General features: G+C 36.6%; 8 protein-coding genes. 2 read left to right on the top strand and 6 right to left on the bottom strand.

The features are described 5' to 3' along the window. Positions 1-110: 110 nt before the first annotated feature. Positions 111-707, top strand: coding sequence for a hypothetical protein (locus tag BLR30_RS03850; protein WP_089855035.1), 597 nt, complete (start codon positions 111-113; stop codon positions 705-707). Positions 708-827: 120 nt separating this feature from the next. Here the strand turns inward: BLR30_RS03850 and BLR30_RS03845 are convergent, their stop codons facing one another. The 6 genes from BLR30_RS03845 to BLR30_RS03820 form a co-directional block, all read right to left on the bottom strand. Then, entirely contained in the window at positions 828-2,813 is a 1,986-nt protein-coding gene (locus BLR30_RS03845) for an alpha-glucuronidase (protein WP_228400700.1), read from the bottom strand. A 185-nt stretch (positions 2,814-2,998) separates the two neighbouring features. Then, positions 2,999-3,970, bottom strand: a complete 972-nt coding sequence (locus BLR30_RS03840) for a glycoside hydrolase family 43 protein (RefSeq protein ID WP_089855029.1) — start codon at positions 3,968-3,970, stop codon at positions 2,999-3,001. Between the two features lie 114 nt (positions 3,971-4,084). Next, positions 4,085-5,200: an endo-1,4-beta-xylanase gene (locus BLR30_RS03835; RefSeq protein ID WP_089855897.1), complete on the bottom strand. Its 1,116-nt coding sequence runs from the start codon at positions 5,198-5,200 to the stop codon at positions 4,085-4,087. An 8-nt stretch (positions 5,201-5,208) separates the two neighbouring features. Next, a complete protein-coding gene (locus tag BLR30_RS03830; protein WP_089855026.1) occupies positions 5,209-6,657 on the bottom strand; it encodes an MFS transporter in 1,449 nt (482 codons plus the stop codon). A gap of 28 nt (positions 6,658-6,685) precedes the next feature. Continuing rightward, on the bottom strand, positions 6,686-8,596 hold the full coding sequence (locus BLR30_RS03825) for a sialate O-acetylesterase (RefSeq protein WP_089855023.1): 1,911 nt from the start codon (positions 8,594-8,596) through the stop codon (positions 6,686-6,688). A gap of 10 nt (positions 8,597-8,606) precedes the next feature. After that, positions 8,607-10,979, bottom strand: coding sequence for a glycoside hydrolase family 127 protein (locus BLR30_RS03820; protein ID WP_089855019.1), 2,373 nt, complete (start codon positions 10,977-10,979; stop codon positions 8,607-8,609). Between the two features lie 528 nt (positions 10,980-11,507). Between BLR30_RS03820 and BLR30_RS03815 the strand changes: the two genes are divergently transcribed. Further along, on the top strand, positions 11,508-12,194 hold the full coding sequence (locus BLR30_RS03815) for an NUDIX hydrolase (protein ID WP_089855014.1): 687 nt from the start codon (positions 11,508-11,510) through the stop codon (positions 12,192-12,194). Positions 12,195-12,349: the final 155 nt, after the last annotated feature.

The following is a 12,349-nucleotide window of genomic DNA, read 5'->3' as shown; positions in this document are numbered from 1 at the left end:
CATAACATAGGTTAATATTGTGCATATATGTGAAAATTGTATTGTAGATCCGAATAGATAAGTGCTGTAGATTTGCAGTATAAATTATTGATAACAAAAAACTTATCATTATGAATACATTATTAAAATCCAGTTTTCTTGTAGGCTTCTTATTGATCTCTGCAAGCCTGATGAGTAAAGACAGAGACTTTTCGATTTCTTTAGGAAATGTGAATGCAAAAACATTAAACTTTGAAATATCAAATGCTAAAAATGTTTCATTGTTTGTTTATAACGATATTGACGGTGAATTATTTTCTGAAAAATTGGATACGGAAAATTCGGTATCAAAATCTTATGATCTGAAAGAATTTGCTTCAGGAACTTATTATCTGGTTGCAGAATCTGAAACAAAGGTTGAAAAATACAGAATTAATATCACTAAAAACAATGTGATGGAGGTAGAAAAAACTCCGGTAAGCGTAATCAATAAACCTGAATACACAATTACAGATAATCTGGTGAAGCTTCATTTATCGAATACGAAAAATCCGGTGAACATTTCTGTAATGGATCTTGCAAACAACAGTTATTACAATCAAACGAAACAATCTGTGAACGGAGAATTGGATTTGACATTTGATCTTAACCGAAATACATCAGAAAATTACATCATCCGAGTGGAAGAAAATGGAAATATTTTTAACAAGGTGATTTCCCTAAAATAATCTTAAACTAAATTATTTATATAGTTAGTCCGATTAAAACCGGATAAATTTTACGTACAGTTATTTTTTTATGAGGCAACTCTTCTTTTCAAATTATGGAAAAAGAGTTGCCTTATTTTTTTAATTATGATGACCCATATTAAGTTTTATTTTTTTCAGATCTTCCAATTCATGCACAGGTCTTTCGATATCGTAAGGAATAGGCATTTTAGAAAAAGTCTGGAAATACAGTAAACAGGCATCTTTCCACCAAACGGCATCTTTTGCCTGAATTTTCAGTTTTGACTGTACTTCTGTAAATCTTTGCTCATCGATGTAAGGTTCCATCTGATCCCAGATTTTCTGATAATCTCTTACCTCATGAACACCAGCATCATATTTATAACAAAGTTCTTCCCACAATGTTTTTCCATCTTTCATTTTATAATCCCACGGCACATGGTGAAACCAGAGAATAAGATTTTCAGGACAGGTTTTTATATTTCCATAGATATCATTTAATGGAGGAAAATATTGTGAAACAGCATTGCTTCCCGTTTTAGTTCTGTTGAATCCTACTCCATTTTTATCGGCCTGATGATAATATACCGGCGACCAGTCCGGTCTTCCGCCTTTGTAATCTCCCCAAGGTTCGGGACCGTAATGATGTCCTCCTGCAAAAATATGGTGAAGCCCAAGAGGCATCATATAATCAACAGCAGTTTCTCTTGAAGTCAGCATCATTTCTTTTACTGGATTAAGAAACTTTTCATTATCGGTAAAAGTCATGGTGATCCATTCCTTTGCGATCTGATCTGCCGTAAGCTCATGATTCCAGGCAAGACGACCGAATGCGTACCAGTTGGACTGTGCAAAATGATGACCCGTCCAGTTGGTATCCTCTCCGATATTCGCCACAGCGGAAATGGCTGTAATTTTTCCAGGTCTTAATGTTCCGTCCGTAATTTTAGCAATGGTAGAACCCTTTCCATCTGAATAAGTATCACTTTCCAACGTTTCTTTAAACAAAGGAGCGAGATAAACCAGATGATTAGCCTGCCCCAAATACTCTTGAGTAATCTGAAATTCTATCATTTCAGGAGTTTTTCTTAAAGCTCCAAAAAGCGGATTAAAAGCTTCTCTAGGCTGAAAATCCACCGGTCCGTTTTTAATCTGAATAATCACATTATCCCTGAATTTCCCGTCAAGAGGAACAAATTCCAGATAGGCCTGCTTGGCACGGTCATCTTTGCTTGGGCTGTACACAAAAGCTCTCCACATCACAATTCCTCCGTAAGGTTTCAAGACATCTGCCATCATATTGGCTCCGTCGGCATGGGTTCTTCCGTAATCCTGAGGTCCGGGCTGACCTTCTGAATTGGCTTTTACCAAGAAACCGCCGAAGTCAGGAATTAATTTATAAATTTCTGAAGCTTTATCTTTCCACCATTTCTGAACATTTTTATTTAAAGGATCTGAATTTTCGGTTCCTCCAAATACTTTAGGTGAGGCAAAATTTACCGAAAGATAAACCCTGATTCCGTAAGGTCTGAAAATATCTGCCAGTACTTTTACTTTTTTAAGGTAATCTTCACGAAGCATATTCGGGGAGGCATTCACATTATTCAATACTACAGAATTGATTCCGACAGAAGCATTCGCTCTTGCATATTCTTCATATCGGGGAGAAATTGTATTCGGTAAATCTTTCCATTTCCAAAGTGAATGTCCCGCATATCCGCGCTCGATGGTTCCGTCAAGATTATCCCAATGGTTGAGAATTCTTACATCGTATGAAGGTTTTTCTGTAATATTTAAATTTAACGTCGAAACATGAGTTTGTTGAAGTCTTAAAATATGATAAACTCCATACAGCAAACCTATTTCTTTTCCGGAAGAAATTACAATTTTATTCTTAACAGATTTTATCGTGTAGCCGTCTTTCTGGATTTTTAATGATTTATCAGTTCTCAGTTCCACAGTCTGTCCCTGCCAATGACTGGTCAATTCTTTTTTGGCAATATTTAAAGTCGGACTGTTTCCTTTGGCAATAATCTGATTTGCCGATATCCCATTTTTTGCAGGAAATCTAAGCCAAAGTTGACTTCCGTCTTCCGCAAAGATCATTAACGGAATTATTAGAAATAGTATAAAATAAGCTCGGAAATGTTGCATTTGGATTTACTTAATTAATTTTTATTTTCCATAGGTTTTACCTACGCCTATTGTTGTTGAACCTTCGGGTTCTGCTGATGAAAATTGGTTTAAAAACTTTGTCAAAGTTTAGTTATTATCTTACGAACTGAAGTTTATTAATTTTCGTCCAATCCTTCGATGGTTTTTATTTTACCGTTTTCATCATATTCCAGTTCCACAACTTTCATACTTCTTAGCCATGTTCTTCCACCGCTTGGAACGCTGTCGTGAAAGAAAAGGTACCATTTTCCTTTAAACTCAACAATACTGTGATGAGTGGTCCAGCCGACAACCGGTGTTAATATTTCACCCTGGAAAGTAAATGGTCCATAAGGATTATCGCCTATTGCATAGCAAAGCAAGTGAGAGTCTCCTGTTGAATATGAAAAATAATACTTGTCGTTATATTTGTGCATCCAAGAAGCTTCAAAGAATCGATGTTTGTCTCCATGAAGCAGTCGATTTCCGTTTTCATCGAGAATAAGAACATCTTTAGGATCTTCACCAAATTCCATCATATCTTCACTTAACAAAGCAACTTTAGATGAAATGGCAGGTTCATGATCCTGAGGAATTACAGCAGATTCCAACGCTTTATTGTTTCGGTAACGCTGTAACTGTCCGCCCCAGATTCCTCCGAAATACATATAATGTTTTCCGTTTTCTTCAAAAATACACGGATCGATGCTGTAACTTCCCAGCATCGGATGTTTTTCAGGAACGAAAGGTCCGTACGGTTTATCGCTCACTGCAACACCTATTCTGAAAATATCGTTTTTGTCTTTCAATGGAAAGTACATATAATATTTGCCGTCTTTAAAAGCAACATCACAATCCCACAACTGTCTCCCCGACCACGGAATATCTTTAACAGAAAGTACAACTCCATGATCGGTAATTTCTCCGTTTTCTATATCATCCAGAGAAAATACATGGTAATCGTTCATATCGAAATGATCGCCGTTGTCATTTTCTTCAATTCCGCTTTCGCGATCATGGGAAGGATAGATATAAATTTTCCCCTCAAAAACGTGTACGGAAGGATCTGCCATATAGTCGCTCGGGAAAAGATATTTTGCTTTTTTCATTGTTTAGATAAGATATTTAGATAATAGAATGATAGATGATAGATGATAGATTTATAAAATTATAATTGATGATTGATGACTATAATTATAAATTGTCATCACAACAAATACTATTTATTTTTTCTCTTTTGTTAATTGAATGATTTTTTGTACAACGGGTTTTGCCTTATAATTGCGGTCGAAAAGTAGTGGATAATCGGTTCGTCCTTTTACCGGAAAATCATTTTTCCAAGATTGATTATCGGTCACACCCCACAATGTCACTCTTCTGATTTTATCCTGATGCTTGATAAACAGACGGAAGAAATCAAGGTAACGGTTTTCCCATTCTTTCTGCACATTTTCAGGAAGACCTTTGGTATAAGGATTCATTTTTGCCTGATATTCAACTGTATCGGAAACGTTGGCAGAAGTTCCCCATGGTGAAGGCAACGCACTGATTTCCATTTCTGTGACATTCACTTTCACTCCTGCAGCAGCGTAATCTACTAGCGCTTTCTCATATTCTGCGAGTTTCGGAGTATCTAGTCCAACGTGGGTCTGCATACCAACACCGTCAACTCTTATCCCTCTGGATTTCATCTTTTTAACAATATTAATTACCGTTTTTACTTTTTCAGGAAACCATTCGTTGTAATCATTGTAATATAATTCCGCATTCGGATCGGCTTCCTGCGCATACTGGAACGCCAAAGGAATAAATTCTTCACCAAGAATCTCATAAAACTTGCTTTTTCTGTAAGTTCCGTCTTCCATAATGGCTTCGTTGACAACATCCCAGCCTTTCACGCGACCTTTGTATCTTGAAACAACGGTGGTAATATGATTTTTCATTCGTTGCTTAAGGACTTCCGCAGAAACATCTTTTCCGTCTTTGTCCACGAAAAACCATTTGGGTAACTGCGAATGCCAGATAAGCGTGTGACCAATGATGAACATTTTATTCTTTTCACCAAAAGCCACAAAACGATCGGCATCATCAAAGAAGAATTTTCCTTCCTGAGGTTGCAGAAACATGGACTTCATACAGTTTTCAGCAACAATTGAACTGAACTGTGAGGTAATAATCTGATCCGATTTCACATCTGTTCCATTGATTTGAGGAAGGCTCATGGCCGTTCCGATGTAAAATTTATTTTTAAAAGCTTTTTTCAGAGAATTCTCAGATTTTTGAGCCGTTATATTTGAAACAGCCAAAGTCATTAAACCAAATAAAATAATACGCTTCATATTCATAATTATTGTTTTCTTCTTTCTGCCAGATCTTTCTCGATCTGAACTTCCATTTTCTTGTTAATTTTGTAAAATAAAAGCAGTCCGCACGCGATGAAAAACGGTATCGAAGGGAAAATACTCACCAGCATTTTGGCACCTGTTGCTACTGTTTCGGGCTGAATTACATTTACGCTGCCTTCTGTTGAAATATAGCCGTATTTACCTATAATTAATGCGACTAAAGAACTTCCGATACTTAAACCTACCTTTAAACCTACCATCATGGCAGAGAAAATAATGGCTGTAGCTCTCCTGTTGTTTTTCCATTCGGAATAGTCGGCTACATCGGCAATCATCGCCCATAATAAAGGTGTGCTGATTCCGTAAAAGAATCCATGTAAAATCTGCGACAGGAACATAATTCCTACATCTTTTGGAGGATAAAAAATAAAGAACAGAACAAATAAAGTGGAAATGAAAAGCGATGCAATGAAAGTATCGCGCTTTCCGTATTTATCTGCAAACCTTTTAGAAAAAGTGATTCCGATAATCATCATGATAATTCCTCCTGCGTTGAACAGTCCGAAACCAGCAGATTTAGGATCTTCACCGAAGAAATTCATTCCGATGGAGTTGAAAAAAGAGGTGATCGGAGAAATAAAGCTTTTAAGCGAGGTTTCATCTACATAATTGTTAAAATAATATACATAAGCCCCTCCTTTCATTGCCAGTGTGATGAAAATAAAAGCAGTAACAGTGAGCATAATAATCCATGGTCTGTTCTGGAAAATATCTTTTAAATCCTCTTTTAAAGTAGATTTCTGTTCCGGTTTAGGAATAATTCTTTCTTTTGTGGTGAAGAATGTAATCAGTAGCATGACAGAGCCTATCACAGCAAGCCAGGTCATTACCGTTTCGATACCGGCAGCTTTATCACCATGACCAACGGATAAAATAATTGGCAACATAAATACCTGAACAAAAAACTGAGCAAACATAACCGCTACAAAACGATACGAAGAAATACTGTTTCTTTCCCCCATATCCCCTGTGATTACCCCACTTAAAGCTGCATAAGGTAAGTTATTAGCCGCGTACAATAACAACAATAATGAGTAAGTTGCCGCTGCATAAATCATTTTTCCCTTATAAGTAAAGTCTGGTGTACTGAAAGCCAATAATGCGGCCAGACCAAGCGGAACCGCAGTAAATAAAATCCAAGGACGAAATTTCCCCCATTTTGTGCTGGTACGGTCGGCTAACGCTCCAACCATCGGATTGAAACCGAAACCGGCAATTAATCCTACAATAAGTGTGATTACCGAAGCATCTTCTGCCTTTAATCCGTAAATATCCGTATAAAAATATGCGAGATAGGTTACCAACGTCTGAAAAACCAGATTAGCAGCCAGATCACCTAAACTGTAGCCTACTTTTTCTATAACCGATATTTTTTGTGGCTGATTATTCATTTCAAATATTTGATTTCTTTAAGTTATTTTATTCTGTTGTAAAAGGCGAAGCAGGAAGCCCGGTTTTGTTTTTTAAATTTCCGTCGGGGTTGTCAGCCCAATCATAACGGACTGCAACAGGCTTTTCAACGGAATCATTCCAAACGACGATTTTTCCACCTTCTGCCCTGGCTTTTGCCCATACCCAGTTTCCATCGGCATTTTTGACAGCAAAACCTTTTAATTCTGAAACTTGTGCAAAATCATCAGTCCCTTTTTTGAAGGAAAGGATAATCTTATTTCCATCAACTTTCATTGATTGGTAAACCGGTCCGTCTGCAATAATATTTTCTTTATCTGCAATTTTTAAGGACTGTAAAGCGAGTCTGTCACCGACTGTTTTTTTATTGAGAGGATGAATATCATTCCATTCTCCGATATCTATGATTACGGCAAGTCCTGTTTGAGGGAGATTGAGCGAAACTTTACGCTGCTGATCTCTGAGTTCTGCCCAGTTACTTTCCACAGGCTGATTTTTAGCTTCCATAAAATTAGCAAGCTGAACAATCAGGAACGGTGCTTCTTTTTCCTGCCATTTGGAACGCCAGTCGGTAATCATTGTTGTCAAAAGATCACCATACTCTTTTGGTTTTCCGGTATTGCTCTCCCCCTGATACCAAAGAAATCCTTTCACTTTATAATTAATTAACGGATTAATCATCGAATTGTAAAGTCCGGTCGGTTTCCAACGAATGAAAGTCTGTCCCGGAGCCATTTTTCCCATTTTAGCACCAATTCTGTATTTCCATTGACCTTTAAGATCGATTTTTTGTCCGCCAATTTCAAGATAATAAGGTTTATCCGCAATGAATTGTCCTTTTCCGCTTCCGTTTGTTACTCTTACGGCAATGATATTTTTTCCGTCCTTTAAAACGCCGGCAGGAATATCGTACCATCTCGGAGGATATTCGTACGTAACATTTCCTACTTTTACCCCGTTGATATAAGTCACATCAGCATCTTTTATTCTTCCCAAATTGAGAAAAGCTGTTTTCTGAGCAGATCCTTTAGGCAGAATTATTTCTTTTCTAAACCATACCGAACCCTCAAACGAGCCTTCCTGATCTTCCCATGAGCCGGGAACATTCATTGTTTTCCATGAAGAATCATCAAGATCGAAATTTTCCCAGTGCTGATGAAGTCCGATGTCACTTTGATCGAGCTCTGCATACCACGCTTTGCTTAGTGCTTGCTCGCCGGATTCCGTAGATTTAATTAAATCATCATTTTTCCATTTTTCGGCTTCGGCTAAATATTCAGGGTATTTTTTAAGAGAATTGGCATCCATCCATGCCTGCACCGGCGACCCCCCTAAACTTGTATGAATGATCCCTACAGGAACTTTGTTTTTTTCATAAAGATTTTTAGCAAAAAAATAGGCTACTCCTGAAAAGTTAAGAATCGTCTGCGGATTGGTTGCTTCCCATTTTCCTCCGTTTAAATCATTCTGAGGAGCTTTAAAATTGTATTGCTGCGGAACGGTAAAAAATCTGATATTCTGGTTATTCACCGTTTTCATTTCTTCTCCGTAAAGCGGTGTAAGCCTTCTCATAGGAAGTTCCATATTCGACTGTCCTGATGCCACCCATACATCACCAATTAAAATATCTTTAAGCATGATATCATTGATTGTCATTGTAAAAGGACCTCCTGCTTTAAGCTCGGGAAGCATAACATTCCAGTTTCCTGTGTTGTCAGCTATTGTAGAATAGGTTTTATTTAAAAATTTAACCATTACCTTTTCTCCCTTATCGGCGTATCCCCAGATTTTCAGTTTCTGGTTTCTCTGAAGAATCATTCCGTCTGAAACCAATGCCGGCAGCTTTACTTTAGCATCAAATAAACAAACACTGAAAATAGCTATAATTAAAAATAAAGTTTTAGAACAATATATTTTCATGGGATTTTTTTTAATTTTTATAATCTTTATTCAACAAACGCACTTCAATAATTTTTGAAGTCATTGTCTGTTCATCTGCATAAAATTTTACCGTAAGAATTTCTTTATCTTTCTCAGTTTCCGGGATAGATAAAAGCATAAACTGAGGTGAGTTTCCGGATTTCCCTTCCAGCTTCCGGGCAGAGACTTTCTTACCATTGATATCGATATTTAAAGAACGGTTGGTATTGGCATCAAAATATAAAATATAAAGATAAGCAGCGTCTTTAGCCGGATTTTTCATTCGGTAGCTGAACCATCCCTTTGCATCACGGAAATGACGGTCTTCCATATAGCCCGTATTCGAATCTTTGCTTTCAAAATAATGATCAGATTCAGGTTGCTGCTCGCCAAGCTGAATTTTATCTACAGTAATAAGATCTAGTTTTCTGGTTTCAGCTTCTTCAGCAGCTTTCTTTTTTTGGATAGTTTCTATTTTATCCTGATCCGCCTGTGGCCAGTACAAAATATATCTTTCTTCCTGAATTTTATAAAATGGCACAAGCTGAAATCCTTTATCAAATTTTCCCTTAGGATAAAGTCCTGTAAGACTGAACGTAAGATTTTTATCATTAACCGGCTTCACATGATTAATAACTTCGCCTTCATTTCCTAAAATAACAGGAATATCATTTAACGGAATTTGTGGGCCGTGCGCAATATGCCCGCCGCGGCTGTCATCAGCTAATAATCCCTGCTGATTTTCTGTTCCGTAAGTAGCTGCAAGAACAACAGGCCCGTATTTAAAAGCATAATAGTCTGATTTATCAGGCAATTGCTCTGCGGAAATATGCATCGGAAGGTTCATTTCGATCACATCTCCTTTTTTCCATTTTCTGCTGATGCTAAAATATCCATCTTTATCAGCGGTCACATCCTGCTTTTTTCCATTAACGGTTATGGCAACCTCAGAAGGATGAGTCCATTCAGGACAACGAAGTTTTATATTGATTTTTGATTTTCCGGTATGTTCAAAAACAAGTTTTGTTTTAGGAGTTTCCGGGAAATTATTTTCCTGACGAAGCAGTATTTTTTTCTCAGCCCAGTTAAGCGTTGATGGAATGAACAGATTAACATAAAGATCATTATCTGAATGCGCATAAATCATTTCTCCATACTTGGCATGATTTTCCAGTCCGGAGCCTACGCAACACCAGAAACTGGTCTGCGGCTGCGAGTACACGCGATAATGTCCGGGACGCATCGGCGTGAAATACACAAAACCTCCTTTATCATGATTTTCAGTGGAAAGTATATGATTATAAAGCGCTTTCTCATAATAATCCATATAATATGATTTCGGCAAAGTCGCAAAAAGAGCTTTTGTGAGTTTCAGCATATTATATGTATTACAGGTTTCCGGTCCTTCAATACTTTTAATCATGCTGCTGAAATCATTGACAGGATTAAAATGTTCACTCACACTGTTTCCTCCGATAACGGAAGATCTTTTTTCAGTGACATTGTGCCAGAAAAAATCGGCTGCATTATTCCATTGCTGATTATTTTCAAGATCAGCGATGCGTTTGTATCCAATCACTTTCGGGATTTGAGTATTGGCATGAATTCCTGTTAGCTTGTCTTCTCCCAGAAGTAATGGATTAAGAATCGCCTGATGTGAAAATCTGTGCGCAAGTTTTAGATATTTTTTATCTTTCGTAATATCATAAACATCTGCAAAAACTTCATTTAATCCTCCGTGTTCACTTCGAAGCATATCCTGAATCTGTTCATCCGAAAGTCCGGAAACTTCGTTCGCCATCCAGTCGGTAAGCTTAATGAGCATTTTTTTTGCCTTTTCGCTTCCGGCATACCAATAAGCATCTCTAAGCCCTGCATAAATTTTATGAATATTGTATAAAGGCACCCATCGGTCATTCAGTCCGAAACTGGAAGCACGAATATTACCTTCCGAAATTTCTTTCCAGATTTTTTTTCCGTTAGGAACTCCCGAAACATAACCGTTCACAGATGAATTCTGACAACGGTCAAGTTCATCAATCATGTAATCCAGTCTCTGTTTGATTTTCGGATCTCCTGTAGAGGCATACATCAGTGCTAATGCTGAAAGATAATGTCCTCCGATATGTCCATCTAATCCTGTATTTTCCCAATTCGGATAATTTTCAGCTTTTGGTTTTAAGCCTGCTTCTTTGAGGTAAGGAGCCAAAAGCCTATCAGGTTCCATGGAGAGAATATAATTCTTATCCGCTTGCATTGCCTTGTTGAAAATGCTTTCCGATAACTTCACATCTCTAAGCGGAAAATAATGAATCTCCTGCTTTACCTGAGCAAAGGCTAATGATGCAAAACCTAATAATATAACAGAGAGTTTTTTATTCATTAATAAATGTTATTTCAACATTTCTAAAATAAAGGAAAGAATCTATATACAAAACATTTTTAAAATTTTGAAGGTAAAATCTATCTTAAAGCACTAAAAATAAAATCAGATAATCGAATATGAAAAGATATACTTATCATAAAAAATAAGATTATGAATCAGTAAGAAAATCAGATTGATAAAACTAAATGATTGTCTACAAAATGAATACGAAACATTTTAAAAGAATTGACAATATTATCATGAATAACTTATCGTATTTTAAATAGTAAGCTTAAATCATTATTTTTTTAACGATGAAATGAAACCAACTTAGAAAATTAACATAATTTTAACATTAATTTCATCTGCAATTAATAGAAATTAGAGAAAAAAGTGCTTCAATCAAGAGTATTTTTTCTCCGGAAATCGTTTCCAGCAACTAAATTTTAACTTTTAAAGAATGAAATCATACAAAAAAGTGTAAAAACAACATTTATATATTTATTGTAATAGTAAATACTTTACCTTTGCATAAAAATATAATAGATGACACAGGATTATTCCCAATATCCAAGACATTTGGTTGCTGTTGACTGCATTATTTTCGGATTTGACGGTGAAAATCTTAAAATTCTTCTTGTACAGAGAAATTTTGAACCTAAAATGGGAGAATGGTCACTAATGGGAGGTTTTATCGGTAATGAAGAAACTTCTGATGAAGCCGCTCACCGTGTACTGAATACCCTTACCGGACTGGAAAATATATACCTCGAGCAACTGAATTCCTACACTGAAATCGATCGTGAACCAACCGCAAGAATAATGTCTATCTCGTATTATACATTGATTAACGTTGAAAAAAATATACAAATCAATGAAAAATACAGTGCGAAATGGTTTGATCTCCAGGACTTCCCTACCCTCATCTTCGACCATAATGAAATGGTGAAAGATGCTGTATTGCGACTGAGAAGAAGAGCGTCGACAAGACCTATCGGATTCGAGCTTCTCCCAAAAAAATTCACCATGAAAGATCTACAGAATCTTTATGAAGCTATTTTCAATGAAAAATACGATAAACGAAACTTCATAAGCAAGATTAACGCACTGGATATTCTGGTAAAAACAGAAGAAAAAGATATGACTTCTTCCAAAAAAGGATCTTTCCTCTATCGTTTCGATGAGAAAAAATACAACAAGAAAATCGCGGAAGGTTTTATGTTCAAAATCTGATGTACTAAAAACAAAATTCAAGATAAGTAAGAGAATACCCGAAGGCAGTAGAGTCATACTCAAGGTAAGTAGACTTATACCCGAGGTAAGTAAAGCAATACCCAAAGGAAGTAGACTTTTACTCAAGGTCAGTAAAGCTATACTCAAGGTCAGTG

The sequence above is a fragment of the Chryseobacterium taeanense genome, from assembly GCF_900099685.1.
GTDB lineage: Bacteria > Bacteroidota > Bacteroidia > Flavobacteriales > Weeksellaceae > Chryseobacterium > Chryseobacterium taeanense.
Note: the sequence above shows the minus strand (reverse complement) of the source record. Positions and strands in the feature narration are given on the sequence as shown.

Excerpts from the sequence above, each read along its gene's own strand:
- BLR30_RS03835 (WP_089855897.1), bottom strand. The coding sequence starts at position 5,200 with ATGAAGCGTATTATTTTATTTGGTTTAATGACTTTGGCTGTTTCAAAT.
- BLR30_RS03825 (WP_089855023.1), bottom strand. The coding sequence starts at position 8,596 with ATGAAAATATATTGTTCTAAAACTTTATTTTTAATTATAGCTATTTTC.
- BLR30_RS03850 (WP_089855035.1), top strand. The coding sequence starts at position 111 with ATGAATACATTATTAAAATCCAGTTTTCTTGTAGGCTTCTTATTGATC.
- BLR30_RS03830 (WP_089855026.1), bottom strand. The coding sequence starts at position 6,657 with ATGAATAATCAGCCACAAAAAATATCGGTTATAGAAAAAGTAGGCTAC.
- BLR30_RS03820 (WP_089855019.1), bottom strand. The coding sequence starts at position 10,979 with ATGAATAAAAAACTCTCTGTTATATTATTAGGTTTTGCATCATTAGCC.
- BLR30_RS03845 (WP_228400700.1), bottom strand. The coding sequence starts at position 2,813 with ATGATCTTTGCGGAAGACGGAAGTCAACTTTGGCTTAGATTTCCTGCA.
- BLR30_RS03840 (WP_089855029.1), bottom strand. The coding sequence starts at position 3,970 with ATGAAAAAAGCAAAATATCTTTTCCCGAGCGACTATATGGCAGATCCT.
- BLR30_RS03815 (WP_089855014.1), top strand. The coding sequence starts at position 11,508 with ATGACACAGGATTATTCCCAATATCCAAGACATTTGGTTGCTGTTGAC.